The following is a 22,041-nucleotide window of genomic DNA, read 5'->3' as shown; positions in this document are numbered from 1 at the left end:
TCCATCGTCAAGGAAAAACACTTTACAGTTCTTTTCAACGATCCTTATCATACATAAAAGAAAAGAAGATGTCAAGCGTTATCCCTTGTCAACCAAAAAAAAGCCGATTCACTGCCCTTAAACGGAAGTACGAATCGGCTTTTTGCCTACTAGGGTTTAAACTCTTACCGGGGTAAGATACAACAGAACAGCCAGAAAATGAAGTATGCTGCCTGCCAGAACAAACAGATGCCAGATCGCGTGATGATACGGAAACGCCCGCCACACATAGAAGATTGTGCCCAACGTATACATTAGACCGCCCACGAACAATAGCGTCATGCCCCCTGCGGGAACAGCCGCCACCAGCGGGTTCCAGGCAATCGTGATGAGCCAGCCCATCACGATGTAGAACACGGTAGACATGAACAGGAAGCGCTTGGTGAAGAATGCCTTGAATAGCACACCGAACAGGGCGATTCCCCAAATAACGCCAAACAGCGTCCAACCTAAAGTCCCGCGCAGTGCAACGAGCATAAACGGGGTGTAGCTGCCTGCAATGAACAGGTAAATGCAAGAATGATCGAATATTTCGAACAAATCCTTCAATTTTCCTTCGCGCAGGCTATGAAGCAACGTGGAATTGGTGTACAACAGCAGCATCGTAATTCCGTAAATCGTGAAACTGACAACATGCCAAGTGGTCCCTTTCAAGCTTGCAAAAACAATGAGCAGCACAAGTGCCACCACACTTAAAACGGCTCCAATTCCATGTGTGATCGCATTGGCTATTTCTTCCCGGCGGGAATAAGTATAGGTGTTCGCCATTGGTTCTTCACCCGGCTTCCTGTGAAATATTTTTTACATCCAAAAAATTCATATCCGGCGCCGACAGACCCTTTTCTTTCATTATACATTCCTGTGATCTCACGCAGCAACCGGACCCTACTTAGCCCCAAGCCTGATTAGACCTGTTCTTCTTCATCCGAAGCGGTTTCATCTACGCCTTCTTCCTGAATCAACCCAGCGAACAGCGCATGAACGAATTGCTCGGAATCAAATGGCTGGAGATCATTCACTTTTTCACCCAAGCCTACCAGCTTCACTGGCAAATTCAGCTCTTGGCGGATCGCCACAACAATACCACCCTTCGCTGTACCATCCAGCTTCGTCAGCACCAGCCCGGTTACGCCACTTTTCTCCCCAAACATTTTGGCTTGATTGAGCGCGTTTTGTCCGGTCGTCGCATCGAGTACCAGCAGTACTTCATGGGGAGCATCGGGAATTTCACGCTGGATCACGCGGAAAATTTTGTTCAGCTCCTCCATCAGGTTGCTTTTATTCTGGAGACGTCCTGCGGTATCACACAGTAACACATCCACCTGACGCTGCTTGGCAGCCTGTACCGCATCAAACATAACCGCCGCTGGATCAGAACCGGATTGCTGCTTAATGACCTCTACACCAGCCCGTTCACCCCATACCTCAAGCTGTTCAATCGCACCAGCACGGAACGTATCCCCGGCGGCCAACAACACTTTTTTACCTTCCTGTTTAAAACGATGCGCCAGCTTACCGATGGTTGTTGTTTTGCCGACACCATTGACACCGACGAATAGAATGACCGTAATCCCGTCAGGGCTCATTTGAAGCTGACTGTTGTCATTGCCCCGCAGCAGCTCAGACAGCTTTTCCGATAATACAGGCTGTAGCTCGGATGCGTCCTCGATTTTGCGTTTTTTCACCTCTACCCGCAGGTCTTCAATGAGGTTCATAACTGTGTTGACGCCAACATCGGCACCGATCAGAATTTCTTCCAGCTCCTCATAAAACTCCTCATCAATCTTCTTGCGGCGAATCATCAGATCCGATACTTTTTCAACAAAACCTTTGCGTGTTTTTTCCAGACCGTCCTTGAACTGTTTGGTAACAGATTCGGTTTTGCTTGCAATGCTTTCCTTCAATTTCCTAAAGAAACTCATAGGTTCCCTCCGTTGATCTGAAAGTATGTTATTTGAAGTCAGGCAATCTCGGCTTCCTCGTTGTCCAGCTTGACGGATACGAGCTTGGAAACCCCGCCTTCTTCCATCGTAACTCCATATAGCACATCGGCTTCTTCCATCGTGCCCTTACGATGTGTAACTACAATGAATTGTGTCTGTTCGGAGAACTCCCGTAAATATTGGGCAAAACGCACCACATTGGATTCGTCCAGTGCGGCCTCCACTTCATCCAGCACACAGAATGGGACAGGCTTGACATGTAAAATGGCAAACAATAGCGCCATCGCCGTTAACGCCCGCTCTCCCCCTGACAGCAGTTGCAAGTTTTGCAGCTTTTTGCCCGGCGGCTGGGCCACAATATCAATTCCCGTCTCCAGCATACGTTCCGGGTCAAGCAGTACCAGATCGGCACGTCCGCCCCCGAACAGCTTGGAGAACACCGTACCAAATTCGCGCCGGATGGCATCGAAAGTGGCTTTGAAGCGTTTGGACATTTCATCATCCATTTCACGAATGACCTGATAGAGCGTTGTCTTGGCCTCGACCAAATCAGATTTCTGCTCATCGAGAAACGTATAACGCTCATGCACCCGCTGGTATTCCTCAATGGCACCCAGGTTTACCTCGCCCAACGCAGAAATACCGCGTTTGAGCCTTTGCACCTCGGCCTGCGTACCTTCTATATCTTCAGGTATCGGATAACGCTGCTTGGCCAGCTCATAGCTGAGTTCATAGTCATCACTTAATTTTTTCAGGACGTTCTCCAGCTCTACATCAAGCCGGTTCACTCCAATTTCTGTCTGGCGTAGCTGCTCCTCGACCGACTTGAGCTGAATGCGTTGCTCTTTCGTCTCATTTTCGGCCACTTCCAGCTTTTTGGACAAGCTGCTGCGTGCAGCACGCTTGAATTCCAATTGCTGCGAAGCCTCTTCCTTTTTAAGCCGATACTGATTGAGGTTTTCAATCTGCTTCACGCTTTCCTGCTCATTGGTCAGCAGATCAGCTTCAACGGAAGCAAGTAAAGTCTTGTTCTGTCTCGAATCCTTGCCAAGGGTATCATAATCGCCCCGTAATCTACGCAACTGCTCTTCCAGTGAAAAACGCTCCTGATCCAGCTTTCCTTCTCTTACCTTGAGATTCGTAAGTTCTCCCTGTAGCTGCTCTTTGGCAGATTCGTTGGCCTTACGGGCAAATTCAGCAGCATGGATAGCCTGATGGGTTTTCTTCTCTTCTTCCTCCAGCGCAGCCAATTTCAGCAATGCCTCTTCACGTGAAGCTTCCAGTTCCTTGATCTCCTGATCAAAGCCCTTCTTCTCCTGACCAGATGCAGCCACCTGCTCCAGAACATGACGAAGCTCATGCTCCAGTTGCTTGAGCTCCATTGCTGCCTGCTGTTCTTCGCCGCGCTTCACATCGCCGCCCTGACGCAGCTCGTCCAAACGAATCTGTGTCTCTTCCAGCTGACGTTTTGTATCCACCGCGCTCTGTCGCAGCCTCGCAATTTGTTGCTCCGTATCGATAATATCCTGATCCAACTGATCCAACTGACGTTTACGTCCAAGCAGATTGGCATTTTTCTTGAATTGGCTACCACCTGTCATGGAACCACCTGCATTGACAACATCGCCTTCCAGCGTTACGACACGATACCTATATTGGCAACGTGCCGCAATACGGTTTGCATCTTCCAAGGTACGGGCAATAACCACATTTCCCAGAAGACTGCCTACAATGCCAGCATACCGTTCATCATACTGAACAAGATCCGCACCGATTCCGACAAAGCCCTCGGCACCTTCTGCGATCTGGCGTTCACCCGCCCCAATTTGACGCGGACGGATAACATCCATAGGCAAAAATGTCGCTCTGCCCAGCTGACGCTGCTTCAAAAAGCTAATCGCCTGTCTGGACACCGATTCGTTTTCCATCACGATATGCTGCATCGAAGCGCCCAAAGCGGTTTCCATCGCCTGCTCCAAATGCTCAGGTACCCGGATCAGCTCTGCTACCGCCCCATGCACACCATGCAGGGTTTCTTTGCGTGCCGCCTTCAATACTTCTTTAACACCCAGCATAAAGCCATCGAAGTCATCCTGCATTTCCTTCATCGTATCTCGACGTGAAATTTGGGCCTCTCGTTTTTGTTCCCATTTGCGGACAGTACCCTGACTTTCTTCCAGCAGCTTTTGCAGCGCTTGGTATTTTTCGCTTCCCTGAATATATCCGCTGCGCAAACTGCTGATTTCCTGACCCAGCTTCTGCACAGCCGCTTCCAAACCCTTTTTACGCTGTTCCAGTTCGGCTTTCTGGGCTTCCCATTTGCCGGATTCGTCACTTACGCGAGTCACCCGCCGTTCAAGCGCTTCCTTCTGCTGGTCAGTATAACGGATTTCGTTACGCGCCTGTGCCATCTGATTCATCAGCTCCAGCAGTCCACCCTTCAGGCTTTCCTCCTGCTCCTGGCTGATTCCACCTGTGACACCAATCAGCTTCGCCTCTTCGTCGGATAGCCGTTCACGTAGCTCGTCAAGCTCAACAGTCAATGCAGACAGTTTTTCGTTCAGTAGATCCAGCTCACTTTTGCGCTCGGAATGACGTGATTCGCTCGTGCTGAGCGATAAAATGAGCTGCTCCCTGTTCGCCTCCAGATTGCGTGTACGCTCTTTCAGCAGTTCACCGTAGCCTTCACTCTTTTCCGTAGCTTCACTGTATTGCAACAGATCACTTTGCAGCTGTTCCACTTGCTCCTCCAGCTGACGCAGCTCATTGCGGTCGCTCTCCAGCATCGCATCATGACGGGACACCACCGTAGACAGCTGTAGCTGCTCCTGCTGCAACAAAGCCAGCTTGGACGTCGCATCGCTCCACGAGGTATGAATCTGTTCAATTTGATGGACATACATCGAAATTTCCTTCGATTTCAGTTCACCTCGTAGCTCCTTATAATGGATCGCCTTTTCCGACTGCTCCTTGAGCGGTCCGATCTGATCCTCCAGCTCACTGACCAAATCATGAATACGCAGTAAATTTTGCTCCGTGTCATCCAGCTTGCGAACCGCATCTTTTTTACGTGATTTGTATTTAACGATGCCGGACGCTTCCTCGAAAATCCCCCGGCGATCCTCGGAACGGGTACTCAAAATCTCTTCGATTCGCCCCTGTCCGATAATGGAATATGCTTCTTTACCAATACCTGTATCCATAAACAGCTCGGTAATATCTCGGAGTCTGCATGACTGTCGGTTAATAAAATATTCACTATCTCCGCTACGATGCACACGCCGCGTGACCGTAACCTCACCAAAATCAAGCGGCAACGCCTGATCCTCATTATCCAGCGTAAGCGACACTTCGCCGTAATTAACGGCCTTACGAGCATCACTACCCGCAAAAATAATGTCCTCCATTTTACCGCCGCGCAGTGATTTGGCGCTCTGTTCACCCAGCACCCAGCGAATACCATCGGATATATTACTCTTTCCGCTTCCGTTAGGTCCGACGACCGCTGTAATGCCGCGGACGAATTCCATCTCCGTTTTATCTGCAAACGATTTGAAGCCCGCCAGCTCAATGCGCTTTAAAAACATACTCAATCTCACCTCTAACATTTAAATATGCTTGTACAACACCGTTTACCTGATTCACAAGAATTATCCCTATTGTAGCACAAGACTACCCCGGATAAGCGCGGCAAAGACATATAAAGCTACAGTAGCAAAGCCACGAAAAAAGAGCAAAACGCAGTCCATTCGCCATTGCGGGCCGGGACTCCCCGCGGACTGCCCTTTGCTCTTACTTTGTGTCCCCTGCTCGTGTAACCCGTCCGGGCCGCTCAGGTACCGATTACGATTCTGCCAGCTTCAAACGGCTTAAGGCTACTGCCGCCGCCTGCTGCTCAGCTTCTTTTTTGGAGCGTCCTGTACCTGTACCCAGTCGTTCGCTGTCCATATATACCTCAGCTACAAACTCGCGCTCATGGGCAGGTCCGCGTTCCTCCACAATCTTGTATTCAAGCATCCCCATGTTATGATGCTGCGTCAGTTCCTGAAGCTCTGTTTTGAAATCACTCATCTGTAGCTTACCGTTTAATACAATTTGAGGAAAAATATAACGTTCCAGAAACGACCGGACGGCATCCAGACCTTGATCCAAATATAGCGCGCCTACGAACGCTTCGAATACATCGGCCAACAGAGCCGGACGAGTACGTCCGCCTGTCAGCTCTTCACCTTTGCCAAGCAGTACATATTGCCCGAACTCAAGTCCGACAGCAAATTTCACCAAAGAAGGCTCACAGACAATGGCTGCACGCAACTTGGTCAGTTCGCCTTCCGGCCGATTAGGGTACTGATTGTACAATTGCTCGGATACAGTCAACTCCAGAACAGCGTCACCTAAAAATTCAAGCCGCTCATTGTCTGCATGCTGACTAAACCGATGTTCGTTTACGTAGGAAGCGTGCGTAAAGGCCTGCTTCAGAAGCTGCCGGTTGTTGAATTGAATATGAAGTTTGTGCTGTAATTGCTTCAAGTCTCCACTCAACGAACTGACCCCTTACGCTTCATATTTTTTTAGAATAACCGTAGCATTGTGACCACCAAAACCAAAGGAATTGGACATCACGACATTCAGTTTCGCTTTTCTCGGCTCGTTAGGTACATAATCCAGATCACAAGCCGGGTCCTGATTATCCAGATTAATCGTCGGCGGAATAATCTGGTGTTGGAGAGCCAGTCCGCAGATCACGGCTTCCACGCCACCAGCTGCACCCAACAAGTGCCCCGTCATTGACTTGGTTGAGCTAATCGCCACTTTGTAGGCGTGCTCTCCAAGCGTTTTCTTAACCGCTTCTGTTTCCGATTTGTCACCGACTGGTGTAGATGTACCATGCGCATTGATATAATCAATATCCTCAGGATTCAACCCTGCGTCGCGGATCGCCATTTTAATGCAGCGTGCTGCGCCATCCGGATCTGGCTCTGTCATATGATGTGCATCGCCTGACAGGCCATAGCCGATCACTTCGCCGTAAATACGTGCGCCACGCTTCAATGCGTGCTCCAACGATTCCAGAATCAGAACACCAGAGCCTTCTCCCATAACAAATCCGTCTCTGTCAGTATCAAAGGGACGGCTTGCCTTCTCAGGCTCATCGTTACGAGTGGACATCGCCCGCATCGAACAAAAGCCAGCCATGCCGATCGGACGAATAGTTGCCTCAGCCCCGCCGCAAATCATGGCGTCAGCATCACCACGCTGAATCATGCGGAACGAATCGCCGATAGCATGACTGCCTGTTGCACAAGCCGTAACCGGTGAGGTATTCGGTCCTTTGGCGCCGAGTGAAATCGACACTTGGCCGGAACCCATATTAGCAATCATCATCGGGATAAAGAAAGGGCTTACGCGTTTAGGTCCTTTTTCAATCAGCACATTGTGTTGATCCTCCCAGGTACCCAATCCGCCAATACCGGAGCCAACGGATACACCCACACGCTCGGCATCGGCGTTCTCTCCGATTACGAGTCCGCTGTCCTTGAGTGCCAATTTACTGGCGGCAACGGCGAATTGTACAAAACGGTCCATTTTTCGGGCATCCTTGCGCTCTATATAATCCTCAGGATTAAAATCCTTAATAGAAGCCGCAATTTTCGTTGTATATTCACTGGTATCGAAAGCTTCGATTTCACTGACGCCGGATTTTCCAGCCATCAGATTATCCCATAGTGTGTTCAAATCCTGTCCCAGCGAAGTGATTACACCCATTCCTGTTATGACAACACGTTGTTTCAAAGATAATCACCTCTATGTCTACTGCATATTGTATTTCAAGGCCGAACGCTCTTGTGTGCAAAAATAATATAGAATCAACTAAAGTTAGTAATGCCGCATACTCCCAGCCTTGACTAAGTCATGCCAAGCTCAAGAACACGCGGCAATTCCGTCTTTAGTTCAATCTGTATGATTAGGAGAAAGTCCCGCCTGTAACAGAACGGGACTTTTGTTGACTTGAATTAGGTATGAGATTGTATGTACTTTACAACTTCACCTACGGTTGTAATTTTCTCTGCATCTTCATCAGAGATTTCCATATCAAACTCATCTTCCAATTCCATAACCAATTCAACTACATCGAGAGAATCAGCGCCTAAATCATCTTTGAAAGATGCTTCAAGTGTAACTTCGGCTTCGTCGGCTCCCAAACGGTCAACGACAATGCGTTTTACGCGCTCCAATACGTCGGACATCCGGCTCACCTCCTCCTTAGGTATTATACGAAAATTACAATTAAAATGCCATAGAAGAGAGTTATCATTCACTACTCTTCATTCGGGCATGCGGATTAGCAGCATGTAGCTACATGTACATGCCACCATCCACATGCAAAGTCTGGCCCGTCATGTATGAGGAAGCATCCGAGGCCAAAAACAGCACCACATCCGCAATTTCCTCAGGCCGTCCGAGACGGGCCAGCGGAATACCGCTGAGCATATTGTCACGCAAATCATCAGCAAGCACCTGTGTCATTTCGGTATCAATGAACCCCGGGGCTACGCAGTTGACTGTAATACCTCTCGAAGCAAGCTCCCTCGCGGACGATTTGGTAAGACCGATCACTCCTGCTTTGGCAGCCACATAGTTGGCTTGTCCTGCATTGCCTAGTACGCCGACAACGGAAGAAATATTGATAATCCGGCCGGAACGCTGCTTCATCATCGGACGCGTCGCTGCCTTGAGGCAATTAAACACACCTTTCAGATTCGTCTCGATCACCTGATCGAACTCCTCTTCCTTCATGCGCATGATTAAATTATCTCTTGTTATCCCGGCATTATTCACCAGAATGTCGATCTGGCCCCAAGCGCCGATCACATCCTTGATTAACCGATCCGCCTCGTCAGCGCGACCAACATTAGCCTGAACCGTAATAGCTTCCACGCCTTTGGCACGAATTTGCTCCGCAACCTCTGCCGCAGCCGCCTCACTGCCAGCGTAGTTTACCGCTACATTAGCGCCTGCTTCAGCCAACGCCAATGCGATACTGCGGCCGATCCCCCGTGACGCCCCTGTAACGAGCGCCGTTTTTCCACTTAATGGCTTAGACATCATCCAGCCTCCCCTTGCAAGTATATAACCGTTAAGGCGATAATTGCTACTTTTAGCGGGCCTCCAAGGCTTCCGTTACCGAAACAAGCGATTCCAGGCTGCTTATATTATACAGCTTAACCGTTTTGTCGATCTTTTTAACCAGTCCGGTCAAAACACTGCCCGGTCCGAACTCGACAAAAGTGTCAACTCCCTGCTCCAGCAGCCATGCTACACTGTCTTCCCACAATACCGGGGAATAGACCTGCTCGACCAGTAGCTGGCGAATTTCGCCACCCTCACGCACAGGTTTCGCTGTGACATTGGCTACAACCGGAACCTGAGCTTTGGAGAAAGCTACGTCTTCCAGCTTGCCGGACAACTTGGTCGCTGCTTCCTTCATCAACGAAGAATGGAAAGGACCACTGACCTCCAAGGTAATAGCACGCTTGCCACCTGCTTCCTTCACGCGTTCAGCAACAGCAGCTACGCCCTCTTTCGCACCGGATACGACAATCTGCCCCGGGCAGTTGATGTTCGCCAATTCAACCAATTGACCGGATTCCGTAATATCACGGCATAGTGTCGCCAATGCTTCACGGTCCGCTCCCAATACAGCAGCCATTCCTCCTTGTCCGTCAGGAATGGCTTGTTCCATGAACTCGCCACGAGTACGAACGACCTCAACTGCATCTTCAAAGGCAAGTACACCGGAAGCAACGAGCGCACTGTATTCTCCAAGACTGTGCCCAGCCACGTAATCAGGGCGAATGCCCTTTTCCTTGAACGCTTCATACAACGCAATGCTCGCCGTTAACAGCGCAGGCTGCGTATTGGATGTCTGCTTCAAGGCTGTATCTGGACCTTCAAAAATCAGTGAGCTTAGCGCAAAACCCAACCGTTCGTCCGCTTGGCGGAACACTTCTCTTGCCGCAGGAACTGCTTCATAAGCATCCTTAGCCATACCTACAGCTTGTGAACCCTGACCGGGAAATATAAATGCCGTTTTGCCCATCATGTATGCACCTCTCTGTATCCAATGCTTGTCCTGTAAAGTACCAGACAAATTCAATATTGTATCAAACCCGCCGCTTTCTTACCAGACAAGAACTGACGCTCCCCATGTCAGACCGCCGCCAAAGCCCACCATTAATACCCGGTCGCCTTCCTTCATCCGGCCTTCCTCAGCTGCTTCCACAAGCGCAAGAGGAATCGATGCCGCGGACGTATTTGCATATTTATGAACATTAATGACGACCTTTTCTTCCGGTAGATCCAGACGCTGCATCGCCGATTGAATAATACGAATATTGGCTTGATGCGGAACGAACAGATCAATATCATCTTTGGAAAGCCCTGCTTTTGCCAGCACATCGACGGTTGCTGTTCCCATAATACGTACCGCGAACTTGAACACTTCGCGTCCGTTCATATAAATATAGTGCTGCTTGTTTTCCACGGTATCCGTACTTGCAGGCAAACGTGAACCGCCAGCTTCCAGCTTAAGCAATCCGCCTCCTGCTCCTTCGGCACCAAGATCAAAGGATTGGAATCCTCTACCCTCAGGTACTTCACCAATTACTACCGCCCCTGCACCGTCTCCAAAAAGAACACAAGTATTGCGGTCTGTATAATCCGTGATCCGGGAAAGACAGTCTGCCCCAATGATTAACGCATTATTATAAATGCCCGTCTTAATAAAGCTCGTCGCAGTTGCCAGCCCATATACAAACCCTGAGCATGCCGCAGACAAATCAAAAGCTGCTGCGCCTTTGGCTCCGAGCTTGTCCTGAAGAATGCAGGCAGTCGAAGGAAATGCCATGTCCGGCGTAACCGTAGCAACTATGATCAGATCCAAATCCTGTGCCGTCATACCTGCGGATGCCAATGCCTTAATCGCTGCTTCATAAGCCAAATCGGACGTAGCCTGCTCTGGAGCCGCAATGTGGCGCTCCTGAATTCCTGTACGGCTGACAATCCATTCGTCACTTGTTTCTACGATTGCTTCCAAATCTTTGTTCGTCAATATTTTCTCAGGTACGTATTTCCCTGTTCCGATAACACCAACTGACCGCAAATTATTCATATCGTCACTCACTTCCTGCTGATTTCCTTGGATATACTTTCCACCAACTGGTTTTGCAAGGCCGTACGGGCCTGTCTTACTGCATTTTTGACGGCAATGCCGTCAGATGAACCGTGACTTTTCAATACGAGTCCGCTCAGTCCCAGTAAGGGAGCGCCGCCGTGCTCTTTGTAGTCCAGTTTATTTTTCAAACTGCGAAGCTCGGGCATAATCAGAGCCGCTGCCAGTTTGGTTTTTAAAGATTTACTAAACCGCTCCTTTAAGAGAGAGAATATCGCCCCCGCCGTACCTTCCAGCGATTTAAGCATGATGTTTCCGGCGAATCCGTCACACACCAGCACATCGCAATTCCCGGTCAGCACATCTCTAGACTCCACATTACCTACAAAGTTAACAGACAACTGCTCGATCAGAGGAAAAGCCAGTTTCGTCAGTTCATTGCCCTTCCCGGCTTCCGTCCCAACATTCAGCAAACCCACTCTGGGGGAAGCCACACCATGAACCTTTTGTCGGTATAAGCTACCCATCAGCGCATATTGGGCAAGATGTTCGGGCTTAGCGTCCATATTAGCTCCCAAGTCCAGCGCCAGCACACCCTGATCGTCAATCGTCGGAATCATCGGTGCAAGAGCAGGACGCTCAATGCCTGCCATTCTCCCAACCACCAACAAACCTGTTGTCATCAGCGCACCCGTATTACCTGCCGATATCATGGCATCTGCTTCGCCTTCTTTGACCATTCGGCCAGCTACGACCATGGAGGCATCCTTTTTACGTCGTACTGCCTTCACAGGCTCGTCCTGCGCATCTATCGTTTCGGATGCATGTCGAATGTTGAGATTCGCAGGCAACGCTCTGCCGTTCAGCACCGATTCAATTCGTTCCCGGTCACCAACCAGCGTAATGTCTGTATCCTTCCATTCCGCCGCCGCAGATAACGCGCCCTCTACTGTCGCCTCGGGAGCATTGTCTCCCCCCATGGCATCAATGGCGATCCGCATGCTGACTTCCTCCTTCGCTATACTCTTCCTCTGTGGAGCGGTAAATGACAAAGTTACCCTGGAACACCATTTCTTCTCCAACGTAAGCAAACACTTCTACTTTGGCTTTCCCTTTTTGCTCGGGATTTGATCGCACATATGCTTTGGCAATGCACTTTTCTCCCAAATGAACAGGGCGGACAAAGCGGATGTCCGCCGAAGCGGTTAACGCAATCTCATCATTAATCACGGCAACAGCCAAAGAATTGGCCTGGGCAAACACATAATGCCCCCGCGCGATGCCGGTGCGTGAAAAGATATGCTCTTCTTTAATTTCAAAAATGGAAATACCGCTTCTGTCCAACTGGAGATCCACGATATCCCCGATCACTTCATGTAAAGGCAGGGAGCGAACCTGATCGTAGGAACGCTCAGCCATCAGCTTCAGTCGCTCCCGCAGCTCTGGGATACCCAATTCCATCCGATCCAGCCGAATCGTCTGAATGCTCACCTTAAGCTGTCTCGTCAGCTCCTGATCCGTTACGAACGGATTCTCATCAATTAATTGAGTCAGCCGTTGCTGTCTCTGTCTCTTTGGCAAACGTTCGATATCAGTGACGCCTCCTTTCCCTGCAATAAATTACCGTTCAGCCGACGGTTCGGGTTACTTCACGTGCTAGCGGCGAATGCTTCATGCCGATTTGTCATCTTGTATGTATAAAGAACCCCTTCGGCCCTTCTTTCTTAGAACCTGGTACTAAAACAGTATATAGCATGCCGCCGTAAAAAGAAAGTACGAAGACAAAAAAAAGTAGCGCCTCACTAGAGTGAAGCACTACTTTTCCTGCGAAGATTCCAAAGAATCCGCTTATCGGACATTATTGAGAGATAATCTCTCTAGCTTTGTACGTTCCGCAAACTTTGCACACATGGTGAGCAAGTTTCAATTCGCCGCATTCGGAGCATTTCACCATACCTGGTACTGCCAGTTTAAAGTGAGTACGACGTTTGTCGCGACGAGTTTTGGATGTTCTCCGTTGAGGTACTGCCATTATTCCCACCTCCTTAACCAGATCAACCCGTATAACGGGCGTGACTTCTTATCTCATTCAAGACTGAAGGAAGCTGCCGGAAGCAGCTACCTCACAGCCGGTGAATCAAGCCTGCAACATCCATGTGTCGGTTCTGTAACTCCCCTGCACAAGTGGATGATGATTTGTCAGAATTGAACTCAATTCTCATTTAAAAAAATCCTTAAGCCCTGCCAGACGCGGATCAATCTTTTTCGTATCGCCATCATCACTGTCATCGGAGCCAACACTCCAGTTTTGTCCGGCCGCAGGAGCGATCCCCTGACAATCCTCACTGCACACAGGCGCAAACGGCACGTGCAGTACAAACAGCTCTTCGCAATACGGTGCAATGTCGAAGGAATCCCCCGTCACTGCGATAAATTCGCCATCTTCATCCTCCTCTTCGCCAACCGAAGAGATTTGCTTGAACCGTTCACGGAATTCAATCTTCAAATCCTCGTGCATCGGACTTAAACAGCGTGAGCACAGCATGTCCAGACCTGCGGTCAACGTGCCTTCCACGCTCATTAAGCCTTGACCCAGACTAACGGCGACCAAATCGGTCTCCAGCGGGGAAACGGCCGTAACATCAGGACGATCATCCACCAATTCACTCACATTGAGAGCTTCACGGATCGGAAAAGGACCATCACTTGCTGCTACTTTGCGAAAAAATAGTTGCATCGCTATCACTCCAAACAAACAAAAATTATTATACCGACTGATCGAGTCGTTTGTCAACACCTTTCACTTTACACCTCTCACAAATCCATCGGTTTTCCAATGGTTCCGCAAGTTTTATGCGAAAGCGAAAATACGTTGCATGGATCATGTACCTGTGAGTATTCGTACCCCCGCCACTCTTCGTGTACAATAATGCGAGTATAAAGCTTTTTTCTTCAGGTCTCAATGGTCTTGTTCATTTCGGATCACAAAAAAGCATCATCGCTACCCTTAGAGCAATCATTAACTGGTGGAGAACCATCATTTTCAGGATAGTCACCAGATTGGCGACATCAGAAAGGAGCCGACGTATAGCCTTGAAAACCCTCGGTATTATTGTAGAATACAACCCGCTACATAACGGTCACACGCATCACTGGAAGGAGTCTCTTCGCATCACTGGCGCGCAGCGCACGGTGGCTGTGATGAGCGGTCCCTTCCTCCAGCGGGGGGAACCCGCAATTGTGGACAAATGGTCCCGCACCGAAATGGCACTTGCCATGGGTGTGGACCTGGTTTTGGAGCTGCCTGTGGCCTATGCCGTCCAGCCCGCAGAATGGTTTGCCCACGGGGCGGTCGCCCTGCTCCGCGCCACGGGTGTCATCGACGCGCTCTGCTTCGGCAGCGAGAGCGGCGACATCGCCCCGCTGCGCGCGCTGGCCCGCGTGCTGGCGGCGGAGCCGGCCGAGCTCAAGGCCGGCATCGCGCAGCGCCTGAGCAGCGGCGCAAGCTACCCCGCCGCCTACGCGGGGGCCGCAGCCGCACTCGCGGCCGAAGGGGCGGACGGCGCTGCGCTCGCCGCCCTCATGCAGCAGCCCAACAATACGTTGGGGCTGCATTACTTGATTGCGCTGGAACGGCTGGGCAGCGCAATCAAGCCCTTCACCGTAGCCCGCACGGGATCGGGCTACCACGAAGCCGTGGCGCCCGCGGACGGAGTCATCGCCAGCGCCACGGCCATCCGCCGTCTGCTGCTGGACGGCGGGCCGGAGGCCGCGTCGCCGTACGTGCCTGCGGCGACGCGGGAGATTTTGCGGCGCGAATGGCAAGCCCGACGCGCGCCGCTGCAATGGGAAGCGTTCAGCCAACCGTTGCTGAACACCCTGATCACGCGCAGCCCGCAGCAGCTGGCGGAGCTGCACGAGGTGACCGAAGGGCTGGAGCATCGCCTGCGGCAATCGCTGTACACGCTGCCCCAGCCCTCCGTAGAGGCATTACTCGCCGCCGTCAAGACGAAGCGGTACACTCGCACGAAGCTTCAGCGTATGTTCACCCATATTTTGCTGAATCATGCCAAAGCAGATATGGCCCCCTCCGAGCTGGCGAAGGGCCCCGGCTATATCCGCGTACTCGGCTTTAATACTGCCGGACGCGAGCTGCTGGCTCGAATGAAGCAGACAGCGACCCTTCCGGTATGGGTCAAGCCGTCAGCCGGATCGCATCCTCATCTGGACTGGGACACCGCAGCAGCAGCCATACACGCAGCCGGAATGCCCCGTCCCGCCATTCGTGACATGTATGCCGATTACTTGCGGCCGCCCATCATGATTTGATCGGGAGCTTTTCCATATAAGTTAACGCATCGTCAAGCTTGCGAACCGGAACGAGCTTCATTTGGGTTCCGATTTGCTCGGCTTTGGCCTGGGCTTCCTTATAATTGTCCGTCGGGACGAAAAACAATTCAGCACCCTGACGGTCAGCGGCGACAATTTTATACTTTGCACCGCCGATAGCTCCCACCTTACCATTCTTATCAATCGTACCCGTACCGGCAACACGATATCCCTTGCTTAGATCGCCCGGTGTCAGCTGATTATAAATTTCCATCGTAAACATCAAACCAGCCGAAGGCCCGCCCACATCCGTTGACGTAAAATGAATCGTTTTACGTTCATCCTTCGGCTCTACTTTCTGAACGGTAGCGATGCTGACTCCAAAGCCGAGGCGCTGTTTGCCTGTTTCGCTGTCCGTGATGGTCGTTAATGGGGCTTGCACCGTCAGCAGCTTGCCATCACGTTTTAGCTTCACTTTGGCCATCGTTCCCGCCTTTTCATCCTCCAGGGCATTTCGAATGGAACGATTATCCGTCACCCTTCCCCCATTCAGCTCCAGAATTTCATCTCCGGGATGAAACACACTGTTCGAGCCGGGTACCTTAAATACATACACATAATCCGGCACAATGCGATAAGGAATATCGGCCCGCGTATAAGCAGCCTCCATCGCGGAAGACTGGGAATCTCCCATATACCACACCTGCTCTGCTGCATATTCGTCTTCACTTCGACCGTGCAGGCGATCCTCCTTACGCTGAATCTCCGAATTGGCATCCAGCTTCGACATACCCAGCATAATGACATTGGCATAACGCGCCGATACCGTTGTCATCATAAAGGTCCCCCGTTCGCTATGGTCGCCTTCCTGAACGGTAACCATCGGCTTGATTTCATTCGCCCCGCCGGGTCCATAGATCAGATACGGGGTTGGCATATATACCAGCACATAGACCATAGCGGCCAGGAACAGAACATATCCGGTTGTAAAAAAAGCTCTATTCCGGTTAATTCGTTTCATTGCTTCTCCCCCTCACAGCCTTAACTTCTCCTGCCTCACCCAAATCCACTCTGTGCCCTGTCTGTTCTCAATTCTTACAAAAAAGCATACATTATTTACCGACAGCGCGTACGAGCACCTCGGCCGATTACAAACGCGAACAGGCGCTAGAAGCAACATACGGTGAACTCTACTATATTTATGCACGATGAGATTCGTTTTTTTTAATGTTAAATCATATCACTGCCAGGGAGGTGAACCCTTTGCTACAAAAGGAAGCCCATTCCGCTCCTTATTGGACAACCCTGTTCCTAGGACTTGGTGCCATTCTGCTCGTGCTGGCTGTTGTCGCCTCACCGGAAGAGGTATTTCAAGCCTCCGCCCAGGGACTTAAGCTATGGTGGAGCATTATTTTCCCGGCCATGCTCCCTTTCTTAATGCTGTCCGAAATGCTCGTCGCCTTCGGTTTGGTGCATGGGCTTGGCGTCCTCCTGGAACCGTTCATGCGCTCCTGGTTCCGTCTTCCGGGTCGAAGCGGCTGGGTACTGGCCCTTGGTCTGACTGCCGGATTTCCGGCTGCTGCGGAAGCAGTGCGCCAATGGACACAGCAGGAGGATATGACCGAGCGCCAGCTTAGACGATTGACGGCTATCACTCATTTCTGCAATCCGATTACCATTCTGCTCGTGATCGGGACGGGATTGCTGCACAATGCTGCTGTAGGCGCCATACTGCTTGCCATTCACTGGATCTCCGGCCTGTTGGCGGGATGGATTACAGTCAGACTAACTGCATCGTCAAAAGAATCGCAAAAACGGGAAACGCCAGTTGCCCTCCGGCGAACCTCTGTTTCCCGTACTTCTACCACCCTCATCCGGTCCGCATGGGACGCCACACGCTCTGCCAGAGAACGAGACGGACGCAGCTTCGGAAAGCTGCTGGGCGAAACCGTATCCCATGCCGTACAGACACTTATGATGACAGGTGGATTCATTATTTTCTTTTCCGTACTGATTCGGCTGCTATCCATATACTCAGGTCAAGGAGCATTTTCTTTCATCTGGCCCGCCTGGATAGAAATCCATCTCGGTTCCTATGAAATCAGTCGACTGCCCTACGACCTTCGTACACAAGCGGCTCTGATCAGCGCCGTACTAGGCTGGGGAGGGCTATGCGGCTGGCTCCAAATCACAGCCGTCACCAGACCCTCGGACAAAGGCATCACGTTCACCATATCCAGGGTGCTTCATGGCATCATCGCCTTTGTGCTCACACTCGTCGCATGGACGCCTCTTAGCCGTATCACAAGCAATACACTTCCCGCATATGTTAGCCGCAGCTCTGTTTCTTCCTTCGCGGAAGGCGGTTATGATCCAGCCGCGCATTCCGTTATGGCAGAGAGCAGCAACCTGTGGACACAGTTGGAAAGTCCGTCGCTGTATCCCTGGCAGCTAACAATCTTGTCTATTGCGCTGCTGGGCGCGATTATACTTACACTGCTCGTCATTTCCTTTATGACTTCATGGTGGAGCCGCCGCGATTGGCGTTAACCTTGGCACGAAGCGCATCCTCGACTTCAGGAGCCACCAGATCTACGACCTTGCCATCAAAATGGGCGATTTCCTTCACCATACTGGAACTCAGATATGAATAGGTTGGGTTCGTCATCATAAAAATCGTTTCGGCATCCGGGTTCAGCTTATGGTTTGTGGAAGCCAATTGCAGCTCGTATTCAAAATCTGTCACCGACCGGATTCCTCTGACGATAACCTGAGCCCCTTTTTCACGTACATAATTGGCTGTCAGGTCACGGAAGCTGTCCACCTCAATGTTCGGAATATCGCGGGTTACCGTCCGCAGTAGCTCCATTCGCTCCTCCAGAGAAAACAGTGGATTTTTACTAATATTGTTAAGTACCGCGACAATCAGCAGATCAAACTGCCTCGCCGCTCTTTGAATAATATCCTGATGCCCCATCGTCACGGGATCAAAGGTTCCCGGATATACGGCAATACGTGGTTTATGCTCAGTCATGATGGTCCTCCCCGCCTGATTCGGCTATACCGGATGTTTCCGTTCCGGCCTCCGTATGTCCTGCATCGTCCGGTTGCTCTGCTGCAAAGCGGTAGATAGATAACGTTGTTTCGCCATAGACCGCTTTTCTGACCTGTTCGAACGCCCCAAAGCTTTCCGGATACTTATGTCCCGACTCATACTCCAGCACAATGACTGCCTCGGAACGAAGCAAGTCCAGTTCAGCCATACGGCTCATCAATTCATCACCATGCTTGAGACGATAGGGCGGATCCAGAAAAACAGCATCAAAAAGAGCTCCACGTTTAGCCAGCACCTTGAGCGCTCGTCCGGCATCATTGCGGAACACTTCAGCCTGTTCTTCCAATCCGGTTTTTCGCAAATTTTCTTTAATGACATCAATACTTTTTGATTCCATATCAATAAAGACTGCCTTGTCCATTCCCCGGCTGAGCGCCTCTATACCCAGGCCGCCACTGCCTGCAAACAGATCAAGCGCGACTCCCCCATCAAAATAAGGACCTATCATGCTAAATAACGCTTCCTTGACCTTATCCGTGGTCGGCCGCGTCCCTGTGCCGGGAACTGCCTTTAACGGCCTTCCTTTGGCACTACCCGATACCACTCTCACGCTGAAACTCACCTATTTTCTATATGTGCTGATAACCATATAAAGATTATGACGTTATCGTACCACATGCATCGCCGTTTGAAAAACGTAGGGTTTGAGGAGGTATAAAAAACCATATCGTGGGCATCCTTAAGATATCGGCATTCAACCAATGTCGTAGACAACCGCGGAGAAGACTTACGTTTCCCCATAAGCTCTTCGTCCGGTTTCTCCTCTCCCATTCGGGCGCTCTTAATGGAGCGCCTGATTTTTTTTGTAAAAAAAGAAGCTGCTCACTGGCAGCCTATGTATATATGGAAGTGATGTTATACTATTTAAGCAGCTCCTCGGGCGTATCTCCCTGATAGACATACACATAACTCGCTACCGATACAGCAAATGCAGCAAACATAGACAACGATGTCGCCAGACCATATACGATTTTTTTCACCATTTTCCTCACCTCCTTCCCCGAATCAACGTCAGGCTCTGGACTAGAAAAGCAACAGCCACTACAGAGGAACCGATTACAAAATTAGTACATACAAGCAGGGAAGACAACAGTCGCAGGAGGGGATAAAACCGAGATGGAATGCGCGACTGCTTTTCTATTCTGGACGGGGCAAAGCACAAGACAAGAAGCAAGGATAATCCGGTGAACACGTTTGTCCACCAACTATGTAAAGAGATACAGGATAGGGCTGTAAAAGCTAAAGAGGTCGCCACAACACATGCCATCCCTGTTTTTAGATGAATCCCTCCTGACATTTGGCGCAACAAGGCAAAAACCACCAGAATCGTCACAGCTTCTGCCGTCCGCCCGGTGAAGAATGAGGCGAGTAGCGTCAGCACAATAATCATGGAGGCATTTATAATAAGAGCCAGTGCATATTTAAGTACCGGGATAGAAGCCGGATGATCCGGCACAGTCTGTTTGATCTGGTTAGCAAGCTTGAAAGCCATCGTTTCAATCATCCCGATATTCCTTTCCAACCGCATAATAGATGAAGAACCCCGATACCAGTGCAAAAAACATCATATTTAACCATACCTCGTTGTAGTACAGCACGATAGAGGTGGATATGAAGGATAAAATAATGAGTGTAATCACAATGCCGTATTCAGCTCTAAATTTAAGCTTTTTGAAATTAACGGCAAACCCAATGCCTTTTCGATACAAAATAAATGAAATGAGCAGTCCTACCACCGCACTTATCGTTTGCAGCAGATATCCCTTTAGGGAACCTTCCTGTAGCTCAGAGACTGGCAGGCTCCCGAACATCGCTTTTAAAAGCATCGACTGAATGACCGCATAAGCAAAATAACCAGTAATCGTCATAATGCCTAACCACACAATCGGAATTTTCACCACCGTAGCGAGCAAAAAGATAAAAAGCAGCATGTTAATGACAGGCACCAGATAAGCGAGGGACAATTCTTCTCTCAGCACATAACTTTGCAGGTTCATAATCAGGTTCACAAAAATCGCTTGCCATACATAAGGAGTCATTTTAACTTTAAAAATACTAAGAATGAGCGCAAAAACTGCCACTCCTTCAAACGTGGAAAATACTAAAAAGCCGAAAGGCTTCACAAGCATACATGCATCTCCTTTTCAAGAGGTCTTTTCAGTGATTTGATAGGATTTCTTTAAGTACTTCAACGAAATGTTATCGGATGGAGAAGAAAGCTACAGCTCAGGCAACACTTTCCTTGACCGAATCTTTCTGTGAGCGCACAGACTTCATACGTGATATGATCTTTTTTCCCCAACGAATGCCCGGTTGCTCGATCCAAGAATAGGTGAGCCAAGACAAACCTGTGGTCAACAGCAGTGTCATAACAAACATAAGAGTCAAATTAACAACAGGGGAAAATGGTAGCTCAATCTGGCTTACAATATCCAGAGCAAGCAGATGCGTCAAATACATACTGTAGCTAAGGCAGCCGATCCATGACCATCCCCGGTTTAGCAGCCACACAGGCTGCCAGTGATACAAAGCATAGGCTGCCAGCAGCAACAGGACACCGATGAGATAATCCGTCATCCCCGTACAAAGAGCAAACAGTACGGAGCCAAGCAGCAATCCCCCGCTGAATCGATCCATACTTTTCCAATGCCGCTCGTCTTTCCATATGAAGAACAGCAATATCCCCAGTCCGAAAACAGGCAGTTGGTTCGGAAACCATAAATACAGATAATGTCCCCATAACGAGTGATCACTGATCCATGGAGCATGGGCAAACACCGTATTCAGCCCGAAGCTTAGTAGAAGCGCGCCCATCACAAACCAGGCAGCATGCCGGATCGATCGGATCAGCTTAAATAATAACGGCACGCACAGATAAAACATACATTCCACCGCAATGGACCATTCCACACCGATAATGCTGTTGATCCAGTACGGATTCAGGCCGTTCAGAAACAAAATATGAGCTGCGATATTGGCAGCGGTGACCCCTTCCTGATCCCCAAGCCAGAAACGGGGCCCTGTCCCGTTTACAACCAAATAGATGATTAACATAACGTAATACAAGGGAGCAATTCGAAAAAAACGACGCACCAGATACACCGAGACACGCTCTTTTCTGTCACCCATACGTCTGCTCAAAGACAGAAAGAGTGTAAAAGCACTAGCCAGATAAAATAAAGCGACCCCTTTCGCTCCCAAGCTCAAACCCTTTTGCAACCATCCGTTTAATTCATCCACATGCTGGCTGACATGAACAAGCAACACGCCCATAATCGCCAGCGCTCTCAGCGTATCTACAAATTGCAGCTTGTTATGTTCCGTTTCACCCTTGGCTCCTGACATCGTATCCCTCCATATCTCGTCCCTTCGTGATACATTTCGTATCTATAATACACAAAACGTATCATTAAAGTAAATATGCCGGCATGGAAAAAAACACC

Annotated in this window: 22 protein-coding genes; 2 read left to right on the top strand and 20 right to left on the bottom strand. The window is 50.0% G+C overall.

The genetic code is table 11. From position 1 onward, the window contains the following. Nucleotides 1-156: 156 nt before the first annotated feature. The 13 genes from trhA to AC0WRU_RS09540 form a co-directional block, all read right to left on the bottom strand. Entirely contained in the window at nucleotides 157-807 is a 651-nt protein-coding gene (gene trhA / locus AC0WRU_RS09600; protein WP_025682293.1) for a PAQR family membrane homeostasis protein TrhA, read from the bottom strand. A 137-nt stretch (nucleotides 808-944) separates the two neighbouring features. After that, nucleotides 945-1,961 carry a signal recognition particle-docking protein FtsY gene (gene ftsY / locus AC0WRU_RS09595; RefSeq protein ID WP_476128115.1) on the bottom strand — a complete coding sequence of 339 codons (1,017 nt, stop codon included), beginning with the start codon at nucleotides 1,959-1,961 and terminating at the stop codon, nucleotides 945-947. A gap of 38 nt (nucleotides 1,962-1,999) precedes the next feature. Further along, nucleotides 2,000-5,569: a chromosome segregation protein SMC gene (smc, locus tag AC0WRU_RS09590; RefSeq protein ID WP_476128114.1), complete on the bottom strand. Its 3,570-nt coding sequence runs from the start codon at nucleotides 5,567-5,569 to the stop codon at nucleotides 2,000-2,002. Between the two features lie 256 nt (nucleotides 5,570-5,825). Continuing rightward, the gene (rnc, locus tag AC0WRU_RS09585) at nucleotides 5,826-6,524 is read right to left on the bottom strand and encodes a ribonuclease III (RefSeq protein ID WP_025682290.1); all 699 of its coding nucleotides are present in this window, start codon (nucleotides 6,522-6,524) and stop codon (nucleotides 5,826-5,828) included. Nucleotides 6,525-6,536: 12 nt separating this feature from the next. Beyond that, nucleotides 6,537-7,775, bottom strand: coding sequence for a beta-ketoacyl-ACP synthase II (fabF, locus tag AC0WRU_RS09580; protein WP_025682289.1), 1,239 nt, complete (start codon nucleotides 7,773-7,775; stop codon nucleotides 6,537-6,539). Nucleotides 7,776-7,996: 221 nt separating this feature from the next. Continuing rightward, a complete protein-coding gene (locus tag AC0WRU_RS09575) occupies nucleotides 7,997-8,230 on the bottom strand; it encodes an acyl carrier protein (protein WP_007429985.1) in 234 nt (77 codons plus the stop codon). A 109-nt stretch (nucleotides 8,231-8,339) separates the two neighbouring features. Beyond that, entirely contained in the window at nucleotides 8,340-9,089 is a 750-nt protein-coding gene (gene fabG / locus AC0WRU_RS09570) for a 3-oxoacyl-[acyl-carrier-protein] reductase (protein ID WP_025682288.1), read from the bottom strand. A 52-nt stretch (nucleotides 9,090-9,141) separates the two neighbouring features. Further along, nucleotides 9,142-10,083, bottom strand: coding sequence for an ACP S-malonyltransferase (gene fabD / locus AC0WRU_RS09565; RefSeq protein ID WP_476128610.1), 942 nt, complete (start codon nucleotides 10,081-10,083; stop codon nucleotides 9,142-9,144). An 81-nt stretch (nucleotides 10,084-10,164) separates the two neighbouring features. Continuing rightward, nucleotides 10,165-11,154 (bottom strand): beta-ketoacyl-ACP synthase III, encoded by a 990-nt coding sequence (locus AC0WRU_RS09560; protein ID WP_476128113.1) that lies wholly within the window; start codon nucleotides 11,152-11,154, stop codon nucleotides 10,165-10,167. An 8-nt stretch (nucleotides 11,155-11,162) separates the two neighbouring features. Next, nucleotides 11,163-12,155, bottom strand: coding sequence for a phosphate acyltransferase PlsX (plsX, locus tag AC0WRU_RS09555; protein ID WP_476128112.1), 993 nt, complete (start codon nucleotides 12,153-12,155; stop codon nucleotides 11,163-11,165). Beyond that, on the bottom strand, nucleotides 12,139-12,735 hold the full coding sequence (gene fapR, locus AC0WRU_RS09550; protein ID WP_025682284.1) for a transcription factor FapR: 597 nt from the start codon (nucleotides 12,733-12,735) through the stop codon (nucleotides 12,139-12,141). The genes plsX and fapR overlap by 17 nt, the downstream gene beginning before the upstream one ends. Nucleotides 12,736-13,012: 277 nt before the next feature. Continuing rightward, entirely contained in the window at nucleotides 13,013-13,186 is a 174-nt protein-coding gene (gene rpmF / locus AC0WRU_RS09545) for a 50S ribosomal protein L32 (protein ID WP_007429979.1), read from the bottom strand. A 186-nt stretch (nucleotides 13,187-13,372) separates the two neighbouring features. Next, a complete protein-coding gene (locus AC0WRU_RS09540; RefSeq protein WP_025682283.1) occupies nucleotides 13,373-13,891 on the bottom strand; it encodes a YceD family protein in 519 nt (172 codons plus the stop codon). A gap of 356 nt (nucleotides 13,892-14,247) precedes the next feature. Between AC0WRU_RS09540 and AC0WRU_RS09535 the strand changes: the two genes are divergently transcribed. After that, nucleotides 14,248-15,483 carry a nucleotidyltransferase gene (locus tag AC0WRU_RS09535; RefSeq protein ID WP_476128111.1) on the top strand — a complete coding sequence of 412 codons (1,236 nt, stop codon included), beginning with the start codon at nucleotides 14,248-14,250 and terminating at the stop codon, nucleotides 15,481-15,483. Here AC0WRU_RS09535 and AC0WRU_RS09530 read toward each other — a convergent pair. Beyond that, nucleotides 15,473-16,504 carry a YlbL family protein gene (locus tag AC0WRU_RS09530; RefSeq protein ID WP_476128110.1) on the bottom strand — a complete coding sequence of 344 codons (1,032 nt, stop codon included), beginning with the start codon at nucleotides 16,502-16,504 and terminating at the stop codon, nucleotides 15,473-15,475. The two genes, AC0WRU_RS09535 and AC0WRU_RS09530, sit on opposite strands and share 11 nt — an antisense overlap. Before the next feature lie 233 nt (nucleotides 16,505-16,737). Here AC0WRU_RS09530 and AC0WRU_RS09525 point away from each other — a divergent pair, with 233 nt between their 5' ends. Further along, the gene (locus AC0WRU_RS09525) at nucleotides 16,738-18,033 is read left to right on the top strand and encodes a nucleoside recognition domain-containing protein (RefSeq protein WP_476128609.1); all 1,296 of its coding nucleotides are present in this window, start codon (nucleotides 16,738-16,740) and stop codon (nucleotides 18,031-18,033) included. Here the strand turns inward: AC0WRU_RS09525 and coaD are convergent. The 6 genes from coaD to AC0WRU_RS09495 form a co-directional block, all read right to left on the bottom strand. Beyond that, nucleotides 17,996-18,517, bottom strand: coding sequence for a pantetheine-phosphate adenylyltransferase (gene coaD, locus AC0WRU_RS09520; RefSeq protein WP_025686336.1), 522 nt, complete (start codon nucleotides 18,515-18,517; stop codon nucleotides 17,996-17,998). The genes AC0WRU_RS09525 and coaD overlap by 38 nt on opposite strands. Then, entirely contained in the window at nucleotides 18,510-19,148 is a 639-nt protein-coding gene (gene rsmD, locus AC0WRU_RS09515; RefSeq protein WP_476128109.1) for a 16S rRNA (guanine(966)-N(2))-methyltransferase RsmD, read from the bottom strand. Before rsmD ends, coaD begins: the two co-directional genes overlap by 8 nt. A gap of 310 nt (nucleotides 19,149-19,458) precedes the next feature. Next, nucleotides 19,459-19,581: a cyclic lactone autoinducer peptide gene (locus AC0WRU_RS09510; protein ID WP_014281032.1), complete on the bottom strand. Its 123-nt coding sequence runs from the start codon at nucleotides 19,579-19,581 to the stop codon at nucleotides 19,459-19,461. Nucleotides 19,582-19,586: 5 nt separating this feature from the next. Further along, nucleotides 19,587-20,102 carry an accessory gene regulator ArgB-like protein gene (locus AC0WRU_RS09505; RefSeq protein ID WP_476128108.1) on the bottom strand — a complete coding sequence of 172 codons (516 nt, stop codon included), beginning with the start codon at nucleotides 20,100-20,102 and terminating at the stop codon, nucleotides 19,587-19,589. Then, nucleotides 20,095-20,727, bottom strand: a complete 633-nt coding sequence (locus AC0WRU_RS09500) for a hypothetical protein (RefSeq protein WP_476128107.1) — start codon at nucleotides 20,725-20,727, stop codon at nucleotides 20,095-20,097. Before AC0WRU_RS09500 ends, AC0WRU_RS09505 begins: the two co-directional genes overlap by 8 nt. A gap of 97 nt (nucleotides 20,728-20,824) precedes the next feature. Next, nucleotides 20,825-21,943: an acyltransferase family protein gene (locus tag AC0WRU_RS09495; RefSeq protein WP_476128106.1), complete on the bottom strand. Its 1,119-nt coding sequence runs from the start codon at nucleotides 21,941-21,943 to the stop codon at nucleotides 20,825-20,827. Between the last annotated feature and the right edge of the window lie 98 nt (nucleotides 21,944-22,041).

The organism is Paenibacillus sp. 1-8, assembly GCF_056316205.1.
The sequence above is the reverse complement of the archived record's forward strand: the minus strand, read 5'-3'. Positions and strand labels throughout refer to the sequence as shown.